14 protein-coding genes are annotated in these 22,016 nt (G+C 42.1%); 8 read left to right on the top strand and 6 right to left on the bottom strand.

All coding sequences use genetic code 11. The features are described from left to right. The first annotated feature begins 618 nt into the window (after nucleotides 1-618). From ABIC84_RS12465 to ABIC84_RS12455, 3 genes are all read left to right on the top strand, one after another. Nucleotides 619-1,026, top strand: a complete 408-nt coding sequence (locus ABIC84_RS12465) for a DoxX family protein (protein WP_429263752.1) — start codon at nucleotides 619-621, stop codon at nucleotides 1,024-1,026. Between the two features lie 130 nt (nucleotides 1,027-1,156). After that, nucleotides 1,157-1,987: a hypothetical protein gene (locus ABIC84_RS12460; protein WP_429263751.1), complete on the top strand. Its 831-nt coding sequence runs from the start codon at nucleotides 1,157-1,159 to the stop codon at nucleotides 1,985-1,987. A 59-nt stretch (nucleotides 1,988-2,046) separates the two neighbouring features. Then, nucleotides 2,047-2,919 carry a hypothetical protein gene (locus ABIC84_RS12455; RefSeq protein WP_429263750.1) on the top strand — a complete coding sequence of 291 codons (873 nt, stop codon included), beginning with the start codon at nucleotides 2,047-2,049 and terminating at the stop codon, nucleotides 2,917-2,919. Between the two features lie 111 nt (nucleotides 2,920-3,030). Here the strand turns inward: ABIC84_RS12455 and ABIC84_RS12450 are convergent, their stop codons facing one another. The 5 genes from ABIC84_RS12450 to ABIC84_RS12430 form a co-directional block, all read right to left on the bottom strand. Next, entirely contained in the window at nucleotides 3,031-3,294 is a 264-nt protein-coding gene (locus ABIC84_RS12450; protein ID WP_429263749.1) for a hypothetical protein, read from the bottom strand. A gap of 57 nt (nucleotides 3,295-3,351) precedes the next feature. Next, nucleotides 3,352-4,302 carry a hypothetical protein gene (locus tag ABIC84_RS12445; RefSeq protein WP_429263748.1) on the bottom strand — a complete coding sequence of 317 codons (951 nt, stop codon included), beginning with the start codon at nucleotides 4,300-4,302 and terminating at the stop codon, nucleotides 3,352-3,354. Nucleotides 4,303-4,497: 195 nt separating this feature from the next. Then, on the bottom strand, nucleotides 4,498-5,346 hold the full coding sequence (locus ABIC84_RS12440) for a BT_3987 domain-containing protein (protein WP_429263747.1): 849 nt from the start codon (nucleotides 5,344-5,346) through the stop codon (nucleotides 4,498-4,500). A gap of 18 nt (nucleotides 5,347-5,364) precedes the next feature. Beyond that, nucleotides 5,365-6,858, bottom strand: a complete 1,494-nt coding sequence (locus ABIC84_RS12435; RefSeq protein WP_429263746.1) for a SusD/RagB family nutrient-binding outer membrane lipoprotein — start codon at nucleotides 6,856-6,858, stop codon at nucleotides 5,365-5,367. 11 nt (nucleotides 6,859-6,869) lie between these two features. Then, on the bottom strand, nucleotides 6,870-10,052 hold the full coding sequence (locus ABIC84_RS12430) for a SusC/RagA family TonB-linked outer membrane protein (RefSeq protein WP_429263745.1): 3,183 nt from the start codon (nucleotides 10,050-10,052) through the stop codon (nucleotides 6,870-6,872). Between the two features lie 228 nt (nucleotides 10,053-10,280). On the opposite strand from ABIC84_RS12430, the gene ABIC84_RS12425 reads away from it, so the two are divergent. From ABIC84_RS12425 to ABIC84_RS12415, 3 genes are all read left to right on the top strand, one after another. Then, nucleotides 10,281-10,613 carry a PadR family transcriptional regulator gene (locus ABIC84_RS12425; RefSeq protein WP_090532189.1) on the top strand — a complete coding sequence of 111 codons (333 nt, stop codon included), beginning with the start codon at nucleotides 10,281-10,283 and terminating at the stop codon, nucleotides 10,611-10,613. A gap of 25 nt (nucleotides 10,614-10,638) precedes the next feature. After that, nucleotides 10,639-12,318, top strand: a complete 1,680-nt coding sequence (locus ABIC84_RS12420) for a PspC domain-containing protein (RefSeq protein WP_429263744.1) — start codon at nucleotides 10,639-10,641, stop codon at nucleotides 12,316-12,318. A 531-nt stretch (nucleotides 12,319-12,849) separates the two neighbouring features. Continuing rightward, the gene (locus ABIC84_RS12415; RefSeq protein ID WP_429263743.1) at nucleotides 12,850-15,297 is read left to right on the top strand and encodes an outer membrane beta-barrel protein; all 2,448 of its coding nucleotides are present in this window, start codon (nucleotides 12,850-12,852) and stop codon (nucleotides 15,295-15,297) included. Nucleotides 15,298-15,512: 215 nt separating this feature from the next. On the opposite strand, the gene ABIC84_RS12410 is transcribed toward ABIC84_RS12415, so the two are convergent. Continuing rightward, nucleotides 15,513-18,020 carry a M14 metallopeptidase family protein gene (locus ABIC84_RS12410; RefSeq protein WP_429263742.1) on the bottom strand — a complete coding sequence of 836 codons (2,508 nt, stop codon included), beginning with the start codon at nucleotides 18,018-18,020 and terminating at the stop codon, nucleotides 15,513-15,515. Nucleotides 18,021-18,256: 236 nt separating this feature from the next. Here ABIC84_RS12410 and recQ point away from each other — a divergent pair, with 236 nt between their 5' ends. After that, entirely contained in the window at nucleotides 18,257-20,434 is a 2,178-nt protein-coding gene (recQ, locus tag ABIC84_RS12405) for a DNA helicase RecQ (RefSeq protein WP_429263741.1), read from the top strand. Between the two features lie 167 nt (nucleotides 20,435-20,601). Continuing rightward, a complete protein-coding gene (locus tag ABIC84_RS12400; protein ID WP_429263740.1) occupies nucleotides 20,602-21,963 on the top strand; it encodes a UDP-N-acetylmuramoyl-tripeptide--D-alanyl-D-alanine ligase in 1,362 nt (453 codons plus the stop codon). Nucleotides 21,964-22,016: the final 53 nt, after the last annotated feature.

The following is a 22,016-nucleotide window of genomic DNA, read 5'->3' as shown; positions in this document are numbered from 1 at the left end:
TTGGAGATAGTAATATAAGCACAATAGTTTGAATATGGTAGATTGAGAAGCACCGGCTATGAGCCACAATCAAAAAAGCAGGCAAGCACGATTCTTTTTATGCGAGTACATAGCCGTTAACTCGGGGGCTAAAAGGGGGTTAACAGGGTTAACACAATTTCGATTTTTAATATACAAATTACTAACAATCAACAATTTAACAAGAACTCAGGGTTACCTAATTCGTTGATAAGCCGGAGCTGGGTAGCCGTTAACTTAAGGAAGAAAAAGCGCAGAACTGCGTAGCTCCCATTAAGAAGCTTATGTCCGTTCAAAAACGGAATTAAGTCAAGAAAATCGCTTTTAACCACATGTGGATTGAAAAACAATAACTGAGAAATTTTGACACTAATTTTTACGTATTAATCAAATTACACGAATTGAATTAAGTTAAGATTCGTGTAATTCGATTAATTGTAGAGAACTTGCAATGCATTAGTGTAAAAATTTCTCAGTATGAGATTAGTAAAACAGATCGAATTATTTTAAACGCGATTTCCCTGGGAATTAAGTCCCATATTTTACTACCCTCCAACATTTTTATTACCTTAAGCCCTCATATCAACAAAATATCTTTAAATGGCACTTTTAGGCAATTTAAGCAATTACAAAAATCTTGGACTTCTGGTCATCCGCATCGGGTTGGGTATTATGTTTATCTATCATGGCTATCCCAAACTGATGGGTGGTACCCAAAACTGGAAAGATATTGGCGAATCAATGAAATATGTAGGAATCCATTTCTGGCCGGTAGTTTGGGGATTACTTGCAGCAGTTACAGAATGCTTTGGAGGCTTTCTGCTGATCATCGGGCTGGCATTCAGGCCGGTTTGTATCCTGATGCTTATCAACCTTATAGTTGCGGCCTTAATGCACCTGGGTACCGGCGACGGGCTGGGCGGTGCCGCTCATGCCATTGAAGACGCCATTATGTTTGCCGGTTTGATATTTATTGGGCCAGGGAAATATAGCGTGGATAAAAAATAATTACATTAATTTAATATTAAAGCAATCACTTTTAATACTATCAATTAAATATTTATTAAATACCGTTAAAACACCTATTGGCGCGAAATATATTGATTTATATATTTATAGAAAAATATCACAAATCAATATGAAAAAACAACTATTATGGGGCGCCGCCCTATTATTAAGTGGAATTACAGCTTGCAAGAAAAGCGATTTTGGAAGTAACCAAGCCAACGCTTCTAAAACAATCAAAACCGATGTGGCAGCACCCAACTATGTCGAGTTACAACCTTACCCCAACACCCCTGGTACTTATTTTGCAACTTTTGGGGAAGCACAGTTAGTTGTGTCGGGTTTATATTATGATTCCAGACAATACCCTACCTTTCGCGAAGGTATTCCTGCATTTGGATCTGTAAGTATACCCGGGCCTAATAACATTAGTTCACTTGTGACTGATGAGAGCCCTACGTTAGGTAAAACATTTGTGGTAACAACAATTCATCAAACCTTTACTGACTATTCAGCTGTACATGGCGACCTTCATAGATATGTTATTGATTGGAAAGTCTGGGCGGAATCCGGAATGCCTACAGATTCACAACCTATTATGTCAAATTATATAAAATCTACTTATACGGGTTCTGATGGAAACATAATAACCACCTCCGGTAAACTCATCACAATAACAACCGGATCAAAATGGGCAATCGCCAATGGCGATTACAAAGTACCTAAACCGATTATAGCAGAGCACCTGCTTGGTGCTGTTACTGACCCATCAAACTCTAATACCGTTTATTATTTATACGGTTTAAACAGCAATATAACCAGAATTAGTACCAACGCACAGTCAGCCACTGGTACATATACCGCGACAGCTAATCCTAATGTTAATACCGTTACTGTTACTATTAAACGCGCTAATGGTACTACATTTCAACTTACGCAGCAGAATACTGTTGATTTATCGTAAACACTATCAATTAAAATATTTATAAAATACCGTTAAAACACCTATTGGTACAAATCAATATGAAAAAACAATTATTATGGGGCATGCTGCTGTTAATGGCAGGTTTTAGCTCATGCAAGAAAGATTCGTTTAAACCTGTTAATGACGAAAGCAGCACAGGGAAAAGCACAAAGGTGAATACTACACAGCCAACCTATACCTATGCCGATCTGGCACTACAACCAAGACAGCCGGGAGAAAATTTTGATACCTATAAGGGTGTATGGTCGGGGGCAGAGGTAAAAGTGATAGGAACACCTGTTTGGAACCAGGCGGCGTACCCGGCATTGGTAAACGGAATACCTGGCTTGGATGCCTCATATGGCGTTTATAGTAATGGGAATATGATTTCATCAAGCGTTTCAGCCGGACAGGACTTCTTTATTTTATCAATAGGCACAATAGCTTTGCCTGATCTCCAGGCTTTTCAAAAGGACGTTGATAATTACATGAAGGCCCGTGACAATTACGAAAAACTTGGCGGCCAGGGCCAGGTTCCTTTAGCATCGGATTATATAAAAGACTCGTATACAAGTGGAATGGGAGGCTATGTGACTGTTACAGGCAAACTCATTAGGGTGACAACCGGCTCACATTGGGCTTTAGCTTCTATAAGTTACCCTACTCCAACACCGGCAACGCCCCAGGCACCTAAATTTGTAGGTGCGGTTCCGGATCCGGCTGATAATACTATTGTATATGATGTTTATGGGACTAACGGTAACATTTCTATTACTAAAGTATTTAAAGAAGGCATTGAACAAGGCATGTCTGGTGGTTTTGGCTCAGGGACTTATAGTTTAGTAGGAGGAACTATATATCATGTTTCCGTAACCATTTATAGAGCAAACGGTACATCATTTGTGTTTAATGGCAATTTGGATATCTCATAGTTTATATATCTGATTAATAAACTCAGAATTAAACCATAGAAGAACTTCTTAAAAAAACACAAAGCCCGGTTCACATATATGACCCGGGCTTTATTACAATAGGGAAAATAATTACTTATTCATCGCGTCGCCTAACTGTTTCAAATAATTTTCATCAATATCTCCTGAACCTGCTACTGACATAAACTTGTTCAATTTATCGGCATCAGCGGCAAACACTTCTTTAAGAGCTTTCTTTTTCAATAGCAATTTAACGGGTTGCCCGCCCTCTTTTACAACGTAATAAAAATTCTGATCTATATATTCATCGTAGTTATTTCCTGTTGAGGCAATGCCATTTGTCGAAAAATCGGCTTTATGGAATTTTGGAGCCACATCTTTATATCTTCTTTTGGATTGGCTTTACAGTCATGAGGAAATAATTTATTATTCTCACTGGTTCAAATAATCCCCAAGTGCCTTCAGATAATTTTCATCAACATCTCCTTCATTATCCGAAAAAAACTTTTTCACCTTATCGGCATCTGCAGGAAAAGCAGCTTTTATGGCCCTGCTTTTCAGTTCCACCTTTTGTGGCTGACCACCCACTTTTACAATATAATAAACAGCTTCATCTTTATATTCATCGTAGTTATTGCCACTTGATGTAATGCCATTGGTTGAAAAACTGGCTTTTATAAATGTAGTGCCAAGGTCTTTGTAGATCTTATATTTTTTGCCCGATGATAAAACCTGCACATACTTTTTAGGGTTGATAGCCGGCACACTTTCAAAAACATAGGGCTGCGCGTTTTCATCAAACAGGGTAAAGCCCTTTATTTCTTCTTTTACAACAATCATCGCCGTTTTTTTTGTACGAGTGAATATTAAATTTCCGGCTACTTTGTCGTAATTAAACAGGTACACATCACTTTGCTTGAGCGAATCTTTCGGGGTTATTCCAAAGCCGTGTACCCAATCATTAAACAAAAACCTGCTGCCGTGCAAACCTTCCTGCCCGGTCCCAATCCTGTTGACAGATACGTTATGGTCGACTATATTTTCATCCATCTTAAAAAAGTTAACGTTGCTTGTTTCGGCAGGGGCATTATTGCTTACCGAATCGCCGGTCATCACAACTTTAATATTTGTTGGGTTTTGGAGGTTAACTTTTACCTCGTTATGAAAATTAGCCGTTATAATCAATTTTGAAGCAGGATCGGCCTGTAAATTGAATGTGCCGTTAGGATCTGAATAGGTTGCATATGGGTGTTGGGAATCGCTTACAAAGGCAAAGGGAACCGGTTTGCCTCTTGAATCCGTTATTGTGCCATTAACAGCAACTGTTTGGCCAAAACTTAATTTACTAATTGTGATGAGGGCGAAAAAAAATATCTTTTTCATGTATTTCAATATAAGGTTTATGTATAAGGTCAAAAGTTAAAAAAATTAAAGCGGAATACAACTTAATTCCATTGTAATAAATTTATAACATGGCTACGTTTACCAAGTCTTCTAATATTTTAAAACGAAGTTCATATAAAAGACAAATGCCCGGAAAAATACCGGGCATTTGTCTTTGTAAAGCAGATTATCTCGCTATTTTCTTACTAACTTCTCGGTAATCAAACGAGGAGCAGCGGTATTATAATAATAATTCAACGTAAACGTCTTAGTAGCGGGATCATATTTGTTCACGCCACCAGCTTGTAATGCCACTGATGGCTGCGCGGCGCTTGATAAAGTAACAGTATTGTCAGCATTAACCGTGATCTTTAAATCTGATTTCAAGTCAGCTAGTGCACCTCCAGTAATGGAAGTAGCTCCAGATGTCGCCATAGTAACGTCATAATCAAAATTAAACGGCCCTAAATCTGGATGCACCCTTGTACCAGAGGCTCTGTAAGTTCCATCGTATTGATTTTTTACCTGAACATTAAATAAAACTGTTTTATAATTACTGATTTTCTGTCCACCACCATCGGTAATTGTCAATGGCAAAACCAAATTTGTATTAGATGCTGGTATTGTACTTGATTTAATATTAATTACCACATTTGCTGAGTTCTGTCCTGCCGGAATTACAGCGGTAAGAGAACTTGTATAATCAGCAGCTGGTAGCAATTCATAATTTGTACCATTATCTGTGTTGTACTTGGTCAACGCGGCCTGATCAACTGATAATTTAACTGTCAAATTAGACGAAAGTGTATGAGGGGAGGCAAGGTTAACCATTAAGTTAACAGGTATAGGAGTATCTGAAATATCTAAAGCAAGTGCTTGAAATAGACCACCACTACCACCTACATTTGCTGCAGAAGGTAATTCTACAAGTGGAGTTGCCCCTGCAAAATCCACATAGTGCTTATCATCCTTCAAGCATGAGCTAAAACCCGTCATGGTAACCAACGCGGCTAAAGCTAATTTTATATATAATCTCGTTTTCATTTCTTTTCGTTTTAAATGTTATTTAGCCCAAAATATTTTAGAGGTAAATACCGATATAGTGCCTTCACCGGCTACGTTAGCCGCGTTTGTTTGATATTCAACCGAAGGATAAGGGATGCGTGTTACCTGATTTGGTGGATTAGCGCCAGGATAAACTGAAAGCGGAATATTGTTAGGGTAACCCGTACGGCGAAACTCGTTGAAAGCCTCAAACGCACCGTAAATAGCAAGCGCTTTCCATTTTTCGGTAATAATAGCTTGTTCCTGTTGCGCATCGGTGCCGGCAGCCGGATATGGATTGGCAGCAATATAGGTGTTTGCCTGTGCTGTGGTTAAGCCAAGATCAGCATATGATGCAGAGATCCCTGCATTATATAAATTAGCTGCACTTAACCCGCCGGTTGTGATATAACCGCTTTTAACACCTTCGGCCTGTAAAAATAAACCTTCAGAAGCCGACATGATCACAGCATCCATAGTTGCTGATTTCAATAAGCCGCTACCAACTTTACTTGGGGCTACGGCAGGAGGTTGGGTTACTCCCAATGCTGTTGCGCTGATTGCACCTGAGGTAGTAGTATACACTGCAAAACCACGAACATCGCTGTTTGATGTAAGCACAGTTGCACCGTAGCTATTAGCCTGGTATTGATTTTTGTTGGTTTGTGCACCTCCGTTTTGTGTAGTACCGTAATTTCTCCAAAGCGGGCTTTGCTGACCACCGGTAGCATCGCTGTTCAGATAGCCGGGGTTTACGGTAGCCGGAGAAGTAGCGTCAATATAACCGATACTTTGAGTTGCTGCAACGGCCGCTTTAAGGGCGCTTGTTTTACCGGCTACGTTGCTTTGACGCAACGCCAAACGCAATTTAAGGGTATTGGCAAATTTTAACCATTTGGTCATATCTCCTTTGTACATGATATCTTCAGTACCCGGAGCCGCCGGAGGTACGGCAGCTTTTTGAGCAGCTTGAATAGCTGCTATAGCTGCATCCACACGTTTTAACAGGTCATCATATATGGCCGAACCTTTATCATATTTAGGGTTCAGGTTTTTGGTTCCCTGCAAAGCTTCAGTATATGGCACATTGTTATAGTTATCAACCAGCGCCTGGTAATCAAACGCGATCATAATTTCGGCAATAGACTGATAATAAGGATTGGTAGTTGAGGCCTTCATCGCGTTATAGTTTGCAATGTTCAGATACAGTGGTGTCCAATAATCATAACTGGCTGATGTTATCTGATATGAAAGCAAGGCGATGTTAGGTTGGTAGCTTGTACTCCAGCTCAGGTAACCCATCCAGCAGGCATAATTAACGTAAGAGCCGAGTCCACCCGGGCCAACGTTATTAGTGATATCTGCTGTTATTTTTAAAGCACCGGTTAAAGCCAGCTTCGGGGTTGTTGTTACCGGTTGGTTGGGGTTGGTCGACAACTCCAGGTAGTCCTTTTTGCAACTGCTTCCCGCTAACGTAAGCGTTGCAAATATGATAGATAAATACTTTTTCATTGTTACGTTAATTAAAATGTCAGTGTTAAGTTAGCACCATAGATACGGCTTGCCGGCATTTGCTGGGTGCTGTTAACGCCAATATCGCCGTTAGTAGCGCTGTTAGCAAACTCAGGGTCAACCCAGTTATTGGTTTTAGGCCTCCACATAAACAAGTTACGACCAATTATTGCGAAGTTGGCACGTTTGATAAAGCCTGTCTTTTTGATCCATTTTGAAAGATCGAAAGATAAGTTGGCTTCACGCAGTTTCCAGAATGCACCACTGGTTACATAAGTAGAACCTGACTGGTAGAATGCACCGTTATCCCAGAAACCTAAAGCACCGTCCTGAACACTTACAGTGGTGTTTGGGGTATAAACCGGGTTAGCAGCGGTTCCTGTATTGATAACAGAGTTCGGGAAAATAAAACGCTGACGGTCTGAAGATACAGAGAACTGAGATACACCGGCAGCGGTAGCTGATTGCAAGCTTTGGCTAAAGATCACGTTACCTGAACGATACTCTTCTGTAACCGATAAGGTAATGAATTTGTAGCTTACAGTTTGTGTTAAACCTAATACATATTTAGGAGTAGTTTGACCTGCGTTAACCAGGTTAGGGTTAGCTGATGGATAACCGGTAACCGGGTCAACAATAGCGCGGCCCTGCGGATCGCGATTAACATCGGTTACATATAAAACGCTATATGGCTGGCCTACAACTGCACGGGTGTTTGCAATAGTGTAACCACCTAATGAAAGCTGTTTGGTTTCGCCGAATAACGATAATACTTTTGAATTTTGGATAGCAAAGTTACCGCCTAATGTTACACCAACACCTGTTTGTGTTTTTTGTAATGGGGTTACATCTAACTTAAACTCATAGCCTGTGTTTTGTGTTTCACCTATGTTAAGTACAGTACCGGTATAGCCTGTAGTAGGAGAAACTGAAATTGGCAAAGTTTGATTTTTAGTATGCGTATTGTAATAAGTAACATTCGCGTTAATGCGGCCATCCAGGAAACCTAAATCAGCACCAACCTCAACTTCAGAAGTTAACTCTGGTTTTAGGTTTTTATTGTTCAATACAGTGCTTTGGCTTAATGCACCTGTATTACCGTATGGGAAACCAGATGTAGAAGTGAAGGTATTCAATAAGCTGTATGGACCTACGTTTACGTCACCTACACGGCTGTAACCGCCCCTTAATTTACCGTAGCTGATGATCTTGTTATTTTTCAAGGCATCAAAAGCCGATGTAAATACGAATGAGCCTTTTACTGATGGATACCAGATTGAGCGGTTAGCGCCTGACAGCCTTGAATCGTGGTCATTACGTAAAGTACCTTCGATGAAAGCATAGTCTTTCCAACCTAATGATAAGTCACCAAAATAAGCCACCTGCCTGATTTTGAATGTACCCTGTGTAGCGCTTGGAACACCTAACAAATAGCTTACGTTATAAAAATCCTTTACCAATAAGTTGTTGGTTCCGTTCTGAACGTAATCAGCATATTGCTGCCAGATCGAATTACCAAGCAATAAATTTGCTTTTAACTGGTCATTGAAAAATGATTTGTGAAAGTTGGCCAAAAGGTCTTGTTGTAAACGGTTGTACCCCTGCGGACCTGCAAAGTTGTTATTGGTTGGGATGCTGCCATCGCCAAATACTTTTACATTACTTACAGTACCCGGGTTAATTAACGCACCATAGCTTGAGCCAACGGTACTGCCACCGTGTGTAGGATCGCTGAGTGCATAAGGGGTGTAATCAATTTCGGCACGCCTGTTTTGTTCCTGGTAAGTACCGCCGTTGTAGCTTAAGCGATAAGTACCATCAAACCATTTGGTTGGGGTAATAATACCGTTAAAGCTACCATTAAACACGTCAGTACGTTTGGTAATCCTTGAATTGTTGATACTCCAGTATGGGTTAATACCGTAAGAGTTGAAATATGTGCTTGGATCAGCAAATGGTTTAGTTGGATCTTTATAGTTTTGTAACGGCACCCAACTTGGTGTATTGAAGATAGTACTTAAGATATCACCGTAATTGCCATAAGTATCGGTGTTACCTTGTGAAAAGCTCGCAGTACCGTCAACTTTAAAGATACCTGCGGTTTTGGTACCAGAAATACGGATCTGGGTTTTGTTGTATTTATCTTTCGGAACGATACCTGTCTGATCTAAGCGGAAAGCCGAGAAGTTAAACGAGTTTGCCGCATCACCCGATGAATATGAAATGTTGTTTTGATCGCTGTGACCGGTATTAAAGAAACGACGGGCATAGCTTTGACCTTTAGGTGATTGGTATGGGAATGACTGGATAGTGCCATCCTCCAGCGGAATACCCAGTTGTTGCATACTACCATCATAGGCAGGGCCATATGATTGGTTTTCATAAGGAACGTTAGTAGTGATAAAACCGGTTACCGCATCCTGGTAAGGCTGGCCTTCGCCACCGTACCCACCAAACTTGTTTTGCAAAGCAGGCATGTAGGCAACTGACTCTAACAAGTAAGTGTTTGAATAGCTAATGGTTGGCTGGCCGCTGCCGCTACCGCGTTTGGTTGTAATAACCAATGCACCATTTGATGCCTCAGAACCGTAAAGGGCCGCAGCACCCGCACCGTTCAATACGTTAACACTCTCGATATCATCAGGGTTAATGGTGGAAACCTCGTTTGGAGAAACCGGGGTACCATTTAAAACCACCAATGCATAGTTATTACCGATAATGTGACGGTTACCACGCAGTGTAAAACGGGTATCGGGATTAAGACCGTTGTTCACGGTACTAACAACCAAACCGGCAACCTTAGCTGTTAAACCGTTGGTAAAGTTGGTAGGGCGGGTTTCGGTAAGTTGCTTGTTTGAAATGTTTGTAGCTGCATAACCAAGCTCTTTTGCCTGGCGCTTAACACCTAATGCACCTGTTACCTGTACCTCACCAAGGCTCCTTGCTGAAGATTCCAACACTACGTTTAAAATACTCCTGCTGCCACTGGGAACTTCCTGCGAAGCCATACCAATAAAAGAGAAAACGAGTGTTGAATTTGCCGGAACGCTGAGAGAGTATTTACCGGCTGCGTTGGTTTGGGTACCTTGTGTAGTCCCTTTGATTTTTACTGTTACTCCCGGAATGGGTAGGCCGTCGTCTTTGGCCGTAACCGTACCAGTAACTGTACGGTTTTGCGCGAATACTTGCGTCATAGACAACACAAGTAAGCACAAACTTACGAGTAGAAGTTTTTTCATTTCGTTAATAATAAGATCAGTTAATAGTTAATTAATCATAAAAGTAATGTTACGTTATCAAAAAGTCAAGTAATTTCTTTCAAAACGTCATTTTTTTTTCAAAAAGCCAAGTTTTAGCTAAAAGAATAATAATTATAGTACTATGTATTGCATAATACAATCTAAAACATATATCTTTGTATTATGATCGTCGAAAACACCCAAACCCAAATGAGGAAAGGCATACTGGAGTATTGCATCCTCTCCATCATAGCTAAGGGCGAAACATATGCATCAGACATAATTGCTGAACTTAAGAAAGCCCAACTGCTTGTAGTTGAGGGTACTCTGTATCCTCTTTTAACCCGATTAAAAAATAACGGACTGCTCACCTATAACTGGGTGGAGTCAATTTCCGGGCCGCCCCGAAAGTACTATGTGCTCTCGGACGAAGGCCGGGCGGTACTTGAACAATTAGATAAAACCTGGCAGGAACTGGTATTCGCTGTTCAAACAGCTATCGGCGATAGAAAATAGAAAAACCTACAAACTCACTATAATCATGAACAAAACAATTATCATAAATATAAACGGCATGGTTTTTCACATTGAAGAAGATGCCTACGAAGTGCTGAAGAACTATATGACGGATGTAAAGCGTCATTTTTCTACTTCGGCCGATAGCCTGGAGATCACTACCGACATTGAAAACCGCATTGCCGAAATGTTTAACGAGATCCTTGCCCGCGATGCCAAACAAGTTATCGTGGAAACAGATGTAAAGGAAGTTATCGGGCAAATGGGCAGCGTACAGGATTTTGAAACCGCTGAAACCGATGCCAAATCAGGAGGTAGTCCGTTTGAGTACAATACCGAACGCCGCAGGCTTTTCCGCGATCCGGACGATCACCTCATCAGTGGTGTATGCGCCGGTATTGCCAATTATTTTGACGTTAACCCGGCCTGGGTAAGGCTGGCCTTCGCTATCCTGGTACCTTTTGCCGCCATGGGCCTTGTTATATATACAATACTATGGATGGTTGTCCCTAAAGCCATTACCCGTGCCGACCGTATGGCCATGAAAGGCGAAAAGCAAGACTTAAAAGGCTTTAAAAAGAACTTTGAAGAAGAATTGAGCACCGTGCGTGAAAATCTTCAAAACTTTAAACATGAAGCCAAACCGTTCATTTACCAGGTGCGCGACCTGATCAGCGATATCTTTGAACACCTTGCAGCCTTTTTAAGAGGTACCGGCAGTTTACTTAGTAAACTTTTGGCTACAGCTGTTTTATTGGCCTGCCTCGGCATGATGATAGCGCTCATCGTTTCGCTTATCGCCTTACTTGCGGCGGGTAATATGGGCATATATAACCTGTTTCCGTTCAACATAACTAATCACCAGGCCAACGGCATTTTTATGGCAAGCGGCTTTTTAGTACTATCTATACCTTTATTAGCTATTATTTTATCAACGATAGGCTTCCTGTTTAAAAAAGCGTCATTTAACCGCTCAATTGGTACCACCTTGTTATGTATCTGGTTAGCTTCATTAGGTGCGGTTTCATATTATGGCGTAAAAACGGCGGCCGGCTTTCGTGAGGGCGGTAAATTTACCCAAACAGTTAAGCTTAAGCCAACTGCGAATAACACCTATTACCTGCAGCTGAACGATACCAAGTATTTAAGCAATGAAGACAGTACCCGCCTCAAAATAAACGAGCGCTTTAAAGGCATGATCATTTTAGATGATGATTTTAATGGCGATGATATGCCAAACCGCAATGTTACCATCGATATTGAAAAAAGTGATGTGCCACAACCAGTGCTCATCGAAACCTTCAGCGCCCGTGGTAGTAATCTTGAGGAGGCCCTGATCAACGCCCGCAGCGCGGCCTATCGCTTTGAACAAAAAGATTCAGTTTTAAATTTTGACCGCCACCTGGAAATGCCTAAAGGCTTTTTATGGCGCGGGCAGGAACTGCACCTTACCTTAAAGGTGCCGCTTAATGCTAAGATCATTATCGATCAAAAACTCGACCGTAACATCAACTTTAATATATATGAGTGCAAAAGCGATGGTGATGGCATTACCACAGCCACCTATATCATGACCGCCAGTGGGCTGGAATGCAAAGTTGACCCGATAAAGGCAGCTAAATTCAAAGCCGATAGCTTAAAGGCGCTCAAACAGGAACAGGATACCTTACCGGCAAGCCCCGCAGATACAGCAAAAGCCCAATAAACCATTTCCCTGTGAAAACACTTTTTAAATATATAAGCCTGCTAATTTTTAGCGGGCTTATTATACCCTTCTACTTCCTGCTTCAACCAAGCGGTAACCCGCTTTTAAACAGCAGAGTAACCAACCTCAAATCAAACATTCCCCGCCAAAATGAAATGCCAATTACCTTCCGGATTATTAAGGATATAGCAAAAAATTTAATGCCCGCATTAAAAAGTGAAAATAATCTGTAACCAACACCCCTGTTTTTGCATCTTACTATAAAAAGCAACACAGTTACCATTTCCGGGTGATCCGGCAACATAAATTTAATAATGTTAAAAAAAGGCTTAAAAGCCACGTGGGATTGTTTTGCCAAAAATTTAAATCAAAAGCATGAATACTATGAAAACAATCGCCTATATCTCATAACTACTAAACCCTAAAACCGGAAAACACGCCGGGAACTAAAGAAAACTTATTTACAAATTTTAAAAAAGGAGCAATCCTCTAACGGCATTGTATTGCCCTTACTTTCTAAACCGAACTAAAATGAAAACTATCATACATAACATATTTTATACACTGCTGCTTGTTGCTATCAGCTACAGTGTATCCTTTGCCCAGCAGGCCGCGCCTGCCACCAAGGTATCCGGGGCCTTGCTTAACGAACAGGGTAAGCCTCTTGATTATGCAACGGTAAGCCTGTTGCGCGCATCTGATTCAACCGTGGTTAAAGGCGCGTTAAGTAACGATGCCGGGGTTTATGTTTTCACCAATATAAAAGCAGGTAATTATATCATTAAAGCCTCTGTTGTTGGTTATCAAAAAGCGGTAAGTAAAACCTTTACTGTGCCCGCTAATTCTTCGCAGGTTACAGCTCCGGCTTTAAACCTGCGCACAGGCAGCACCGAATTAAAAGCCGTTACCATTACCGCTACCAAACCCCTTATCGAGCGTAAAATTGATCGTACCGTAATGAACGTTGAAAACAGCGTACTTGCAGCCGGCAATACCGCTATGGAAATTTTAGAACGTGCCCCTGGTGTTACCGTTGATAAAGACGACAACATCAGCCTGAAAGGTAAGCAGGGCGTAACTGTCATGATCAATGACAAGCTAACCTATCTTACCGCAGCGCAACTGGCTACTTTATTACGTTCAACTGATGGCAATACCATTAAATCTATTGAGATCATTACCAACCCGTCTGCAAAATATGATGCGGCCGGCAATTCGGGCATCATCAATATTAAATTGAAAAAGAATACACAATCGGGCACAAACGGCAGTATTACTGTGGGCGGTGCCAAAAGCAAATACTGGCGCGATAACAGCAGCCTTAACCTTAACCACAAACAAGGCGGTCTTAATGTATTTACTTCATTAAGCAGGGGCGATAATAAACGCGGGCATGATATTGGCATTGACCGTATCATTACTGATTCGCTTGGCAATAAAACTTATTTCAACCAGAAATCAAGCCTGCCAAGCATCAACCATTACAACAACTATCGTTTAGGTGCCGACTATGACCTAACCCCGAAACATACCATAGGTTTTGTGGTAAGCGGCTATTCAAACAGCGAAAAAGACTTGAATGATAACCGCACAATTATCGGCAAACAATTTGGCGTGCCCGATTCTTCGTTGCGCACTACATCAGATATCAGGCAAACCTATAAAAACTTCGCCCTTAACCTTAACGACAGGCTTAAGCTTGATACCAGCGGCCAGGAGCTGAGCATTGATTTGGATTACTCTAAATTCAAAAACAACTCCAATGCCATGTACAATACCGATTATTTTTTACCTGATGGAAGTATACAGCATGAACCACAAATGCTGCGTAACCAAACACCTTCAACCATAAGCATCTACACCGGTAAGGCTGACTACACCAAACCGCTTACCAAAACCATCAAACTGGAAGCCGGGGTAAAATTCAGCAGTGTTAAAACCGATAATGACCTGCAAGCGCAGATCTTCAGCAACGGTGCTTATATTAATGATACTACACGTACCAACCGGTTTATTTATACCGAAAAAATCAACGCCGGATATTTGAACCTGAACAAACAGTTCAAAAAATTCTCGGTACAATTAGGCTTACGTGCCGAGCAAACCCGGTCTACAGGTAACCTGATTGGCAGTACACCTGTTAAGAGGAGTTATTTAAACCTGTTCCCAAGCGTGTTCATTAACCAAACCATTAATGATAAAAACGAGATAAGCTTTTCATACAGCCGCCGTATCGACCGTCCGGGCTATGACGATCTGAACCCTTTTGTTTATTACCTTGACCCTTACACTTATTCGCAAGGTAATGCGTTCCTGAACCCGCAATACACTCAAAATTTTGAGCTTAATTATACTTATAATAAAACTATCAATGTAAGCCTTGGTTACAGTCACACAACCGATGCTATTACAGAGCTGATTTTAACAGAAGGCAAGCGTTCATTTGAAACACATCAAAACCTGCAAACACAAACCGGTTACAATGTCAACATCAACACACCATTCACCATTACCAAATGGTGGGAGGGCAATGTTAACGCAACCGCGTTTTACCTGGGCTTTAAGTCGGATACCCTTGCTGGTCAAAAGTTCAATGATGGGCAATGGGCTTTCCAGGGCCGTACAACACAAACATTCAAGTTTGCAGGCTACCGCTTTGAAGTAACCGGCGATTATCAATCATCATTAACCTACGGCATTTACAAGATCAGACCACGTTACTCGGTAGATATGGGTGTCAGTAAATCATTCATGGAAAAGAAATTCAACATCAAAGCTTCATGCGATGACATCTTCAACATCCGCCGCAATGACTTGAGCAGCCAGGTGGTGAACAATAACTTTGTTATCAAACAAAAAAATGATACCCGGGTAATGCGCCTTACTTTTACTTATAACTTTGGTAACAGTTCTATCAAAATGCGTCAGCACCGCAGCGGCGCCGATGATGAAAAAGGAAGGGTAAAGGGAGCTAATTAGTTGCCAGTGGGCAGTTTGCAGTTATTACCGGGTAGTTTACAGTTGCCCATTCACCAAAAGAAAAGCGCCGGGCTTATCATCCGGCGCTTTTCTTTTTAACAAATCATCGTAACTTAATCAGCTAATTCAAAAACTGCAAACTGCAAACTGCAAACTGCAAACTGCAAACTGCAAACTGCAAACTGCAAACTGCAAACTGCAAACTGCAAACTGAACTACTGCCCCACCATAAATACTGCATTACTGAACAACAGCTTACCGTTTTCCCAGAAGCTACGGAACAACGGATCATCAACCATATAAACTACCGAACCGCGGCCCATAGGCTGTACGCCAAGCAACAATCCGTTGTTGATCTTCTTTTTTGATTCTGCACCAACGAAGCCCGATACATAGCCATCCTTTTTTATGGTTCCCACGTTCCAGCCATCATCGCCCGAAAAAAGGTCGTAGATATCGTCGTTCAGCTTTAACGAATAGTAATAATCAGGCAAACCGAAACCAAGCGGGTGGGTGTTATCAAGGTTCAATTTATAAATGGCGCCGGGGATAGATTCACTAAGGGCCAGGCGGTCACGATCCCCGTACAGCTTAACTGCTTTATCTTTTTCCTTTTCTTTATCCTTGTCTTCCTTTTTTTCTTCTTTCCTTTTAATAAGGAACCCTTTTTTATCAACCAGTAATGATACGGCATTATCCACCGCTATCAGCTTACCACCCTCGCGGACCCAGTTTTGTAATTTCTCTGAAGGGAAATCTTCATAACGGCCATCGGGACAAATCACCACATCAAATTCGCCCAGTTTGGTCCGCCCTAAATCCTGGTACCTTATTAAAGTAACCGGATATCCAATTTGTGCCTCAAACAAATGCCAAACCTCGCCCATAGCTTCCGAATTAACGCCATCGCCTGCAATTAAAGCAATTTTAGGCTGATGAATGTATCTTACCGCGTCCGAACCGATATCCGATCCTTTATCAACAAAGCCTGTTGAAATAGGGGTGATCTCCTGATTAAGTGATGCAGCGGTTTGAGTAACCACCTGGTCAAAATCGGCCAGGTCGTTGCCTGCACGGGTAACAATTAATGACCCTGCTGTAAATTGCTTGCCCCCTGCTTCAAAAGGCTTTTCGGCATAACGCACTTTAATCTTCTTTTTAAGCAAAGCAGCCAAAAATTTCACATCATTAACCGATTGCCATGCCGATACATAAGCATAAGCATGTGTATTTACCAGCGGCTTAGGTTCAGCCACGCTCCATTCGGTACTGGCAGGTTTAAATGATTCCTTCAATCCGTAAGCTTTCAATCCATAAGCATACGGAAGCGACCATGCCGTGATATCATATGTATTCGAGTCCGGGATAAAAGTTTTGGGCTCCAAAAGCACATGCAGTAATACTGCTTTAGGCTGATAGGCATTAACTACCAGGTCGTTTGCGCCAACATTATATTGTTCCGTTTTTTGGTTAACGTAGTTAAAGCCGGTAACGGTTTTATTAGCTAAGCCAAAACCATACTGGATGCCGTTGCGGCCCAGCATTTTTGCCAACGCGTTAATTTTATTATTGTTATCGTTTTTAATAACATAGGTTTTGTAATCGCCCGGCGGGTTGGCCCGGCTGTTGTCAAAAAACTTTTTATACTCATCCAAAAGCTTTTGAGTATTTAACGCGGCTATTTCAAGCGTGCTTAAACTTGTTGAGTGGTGATGGGCCACGCGCTGCACCAAAGTAAGGGTATCACCGCTGCGGGTAACCACAGCCAAACCGGCACTGATTCCCCCCTGCTCATAGGTCATGCCGATAGAGCCATTATATAAAGGATAAGTATCTCCGTATGATGGGTACAGCAGGTCGAACTCGTATTTGGTGAAATACATCCAGCCGTTCTGATCAAAATATTTGGCATTGTTTTTACCAATAGTGATCTGGAACTGGCGTTGCCATGCGGTAATATCTTTGTGGTATGGCTCGGCAGCAGGTGCAAAGTAATAAGGGGCATTGTAACCTTGTTCGTGATAATCAACATGAACCTGTGGCAGCCATTGGTTATACAAGCCAACACGTGCCTGCGTTTCTTTTTGTTGTTGCCATGCCCAATCGCGATTAAGATCAAAGTAAAAATGGTTTACCCGGCCACCCGGCCATGGTTCAACATGCTCACGCGATGTTGGGTTGGCATCCGGCATGGTGCCCACTACCGAATTATAAAAATTAACATAGCGGTCGCGCCCATCGGGGTTTAAACAAGGATCGATAACAACAACCATGTTTTTGAGCCAGGCCTTGGTAGCTGTATTTGCGGGATCAACCATATCAAACAAAGTCCACATGGCGGCCTCGCTTGACGCGGGCTCGTTACCATGTACATTATAGCTTAACCAGGTAACAACAGGCATGGCAGTACTGCCGCCACCGCTTTCAATCCCGGCCAGTTTAAGGTTATTATGACGGACCTCTTCAAGCCTGCCAATATTTTCATCAGAAGCGATGAACATCGCCAGTAAAGGCCGGCCCTCGTTGGTAGTACCAAACTGCTGTAGTTTTACATTCTTTGAGACCGAAGCTATGTATTTAAAATATTCAACAATACGATAATGAGGAGTAAAATGCTCACCCAGTTTATAACCCAGGAACTCCTGCGGCGATTGGATCTTTTGCGCAAAGGCCGGGCAAAAAAAACTTACAAATACAAAAAGGAGTAAATGTTTTTTTATCATAAATAAATAATAGATATATAGGAGAAAAGAGATAAGCTAATATGCAGAAAAATATTGGCAAATTGTTAGATGTGCAAATTTCAGATGTGCAGATATGCAAATGATTAGAAAATACACTGAATTTATTTATAAAAACACAAAATAAATAGGATGCGCATTATCTAAAATTTGCACATCTGAAATCCGCATATTTATAATCTGAAATCTGCACATTTGCATATCTGCAATCAACAAACATGACACCTATCCAGGCCCTGCAAAAATACTTTGGTTATAGTGCCTTCAGGCATGAGCAGGAGGCTATCATTCAAAATATACTTAAGGGGCAGGATGTAATGGCGCTGATGCCTACCGGCGGCGGCAAATCATTGTGCTACCAACTGCCCGCTGTTTTGCTTGATGGCTTGACCATTGTAATATCACCGCTTATTGCGCTGATGAAAGATCAGGTAGATAGCCTGAACGTTAACGGCATCCCTGCGGCTTTCCTCAATTCGTCGTTAAATCCCGAGGAAACGAGGGTGCTGGTAAACCGGCTCCGAAACAATGAGATCAAACTGCTTTACCTTGCCCCCGAACGTTTGTTCAGTGCCGAAAGCAAAGAGAATAAAGAAAGTAAGCTTATTCCTTTTTTAAAAACGCTGAAAGTTGCACAGATAGCTATTGACGAGGCACATTGTATCTCCTCGTGGGGACATGATTTCAGGCCTGAGTATTTAATGCTTGCCGGGCTTAAGGAAGAGTTTCCGTCGGTGCCGGTTATAGCACTTACGGCTACAGCCGATAAGCTTACGCAAAAAGATATTCTTGAAAAGCTCAACCTTCATAAGCCGGCAATATTTGTATCCTCATTTAACAGGGCAAATATTACTTACCGGGTATCACCCAAAAAGAACAGCTTTAAACAGCTCATCGCCTTTTTAAATGAGCACAAGGATGAATCGGGTATTATTTATTGCCTGTCCCGCAAATCAACCGAAGCTTTGGCCGAAGATTTAAAAGATGAAGGGTTTGCTGCCGAGGCTTATCACGCCGGTCTTAGTAATGAAGTTAAAGCCCGTAACCAGGAAGCCTTTTTACGCGATGACCTGAAGATCATTGTGGCAACCATCGCTTTCGGCATGGGTATCAACAAATCAAACGTACGCTATGTGTTGCATGTCGATCTGCCAAAAAACATTGAAGGTTACTACCAGGAAACCGGTAGGGCAGGACGCGATGGACTTCCGTCGGAAGCATTGTTGCTTTATTCGCCCGGCGATGCAATGAAATTGCAGGCTTTTGCCAAAGTAGAAGGCAATGAGCAGCAAAGCCGCATCATGCTTAATAAGCTTAATGATATGGTTAAATATTGCCAGCTGCTATCGTGCCGCAGGCAATACCTGATGAAATACTTCGACGAAGAATTCCCGGCCAAATGCGGCTCATGCGATGTTTGCTTAACCGAATATAAACGTTTTGATGGCACACTGATCGCTCAAAAAGCGCTCTCGGCGGTAGCCCGGTTAAATGAACGTTTCGGGGCTAACTATGTAATAGATTTTTTGCGGGGATCAAAAAGCGATAAGATCCGTGAAGAACATAAGCAGTTAAAAACCTACGGTATCGGTGCAGATATTAGCAAGGCCGACTGGCAGCACCACATCCGCGAGTTGATTAGTATGGGCTATCTGCAAACCGCCGGCGATGAATATCCGGTATTAAAACTTACCGCGCAGAGCACCGACGTATTAAAGGGCGGGCAAAAGGTTGAGTTTATTGAGATAGAAAAAGTTGAAGAGGTTCACCATGAAGAAAACCTGCCTTATGAGATTCCGTTATTCAACCGGTTAAGGGAAGTTAGGCGGGGCATTGCCGAGGGTGAAAATGTACCGGCTTATGTTATTGTATCCGATGCTACACTGCAGGAAATGGCTACCTACCTACCGCAAAGTTTGGATGAACTGCGAATGATTTCTGGTTTTGGCGATATTAAACTGGCCCGTTATGGTCGCGAACTGCTTGAACCGGTTAAGATTTATTGTGCTGAAAAAGGCCTCGGCTCAAAAATAAAACAGAAATCGCCTAAACGGGAGCGGAAGGCGAAATCACCGGGGCAAACCAAATCTTCTTCGCGAAGCAATGATACTAAAGCCGAAACGTTTAACCTATATCGCTCCGGAAAAACCGTTGCCGAAATAGCGGCCGAGCGTGGGTTCACTACAGCTACCATAGAAACACACCTGAGTTATTATGTACAAAACGGCGATTTGGATATCACCGAAATAGTTCCGCAGAAAAAGATCGCTGTTATTGCCGACGCCGTTGAAAGTTATGGAGCTGAAAGACTATCGCCCTTAAAAGAAGTTTTAGGCGATGATTACAGCTACGGTGAAATCAAAGCTGTAATTGGCTGGATGAACAAGGGGGAATAATTTTTGTTAAGTTTGAAACCTTGCGCTCGTTTGCAACGAGCGCTTAAAATGGGCTTGCGTTTTAAACGCAAGCCCGGCGATACAATCGCCGAGCCACGTTAAGCACTCGTTGCAAACGTACGCAAGCTAATGATGACATATTTTTGAATTGTATTTGTTCAACACACATGACTACCACAACCCAACTGTACGATATATACCTCAAACACCCCGTAATTAGCACCGACACCCGGAAGATCGTGCCTGGCAGTCTGTTCTTCGCCCTCAAAGGCGATAAGTTTGACGCCAACACTTTTGCACAAAAAGCAGTTGAGGCCGGTGCAGCTTACGCAGTAATTGATAACGCCGAATATCAACTGGGCGAACAGTATTTATTGGTTGAGGATGTTTTAACTACCTTGCAGGATTTAGCGCGCCATCATCGCCGCCAGCTTGACATCCCGGTTATCGGACTTACAGGTACCAACGGAAAAACCACCACCAAAGAACTGATCAACGCCGTATTATCGCAGCATTTTAAAACCCAGGCTACCCAAGGCAATTTAAATAACCATATTGGTGTACCACTTACCATTTTAACCATTGATGCCAGCCATGATGTGGCCGTTATTGAAATGGGGGCCAATCACCAAAAAGAGATCGAGCTGCTTTGCAGTATTGCTCAACCATCGCTTGGCTTAATTACCAATGTTGGTAAAGCGCATTTGGAAGGTTTTGGCGGAGTTGAAGGGGTGAAGAAAGGAAAGGGGGAATTATATGACTTTATGGCGACGCCCCCCCCACCCCCTAAAGGGGGTGCCTATCGACATAATGGCATTACCTTTGTCAATAGCGATGATACTGTTTTAATGGAGATGGCTGCGGCCCGGCATTTATCTCATGTGGAGTATTATGGTACCGATGCTATTGATAACCTGATCAGCGGTGAACTACTGGAGAACTCGCCTTTACTTACCTTGGAGTGGACCAACAATAAAACCGGCGATAGCTATAAAGTTAAAACCCAGCTAACGGGGACTTACAACCTCCCTAATATTTTAGTGGCCATATGTATCGGCACTTATCTCGGCTTATCCGCGAATGAAATCAACGCCGGTATCGAGGGTTATCAGCCAAAAAACAACCGCTCGCAAATTGTACAAACGGCTACCAATACCCTCATTTGCGATTATTACAATGCCAACCCAAGCAGCATGTTTGTCGCCATTGAAAACGTGGGCAAAATTGAAGCAAAAAGGAAGGTACTTATTTTGGGCGATATGTTTGAAATGGGGCCGGAAGCGGCTGTTGAACATGCATCTGTTATCAGCAAAGCGATGGACACCCCTGTTGATGAACGCATCTTTATCGGAAAAGATTTTTTGGGTGCTTCACAGTCCATGGACCATGGACCATGGACCATGGGCAAGTTTTATGAAACTGCCGAAGATGCCATTGCTGCTTTGAAAGCACAGCCGATACGCAATTCAACCATACTTATTAAAGGGTCACGGGGGATGGCTTTGGAGCGGTTGGTGGAGTTGTTTTAAATAAATATGAATACAATTTATAAAAGCGTCATTGCGAGGTACGAAGCAATCCC

This window comes from Mucilaginibacter sp. 3215, assembly GCF_050433785.1.
Classification (GTDB): Bacteria; Bacteroidota; Bacteroidia; order Sphingobacteriales; family Sphingobacteriaceae; genus Mucilaginibacter.
This window is presented reverse-complemented; position numbering and strand designations above follow the sequence as displayed.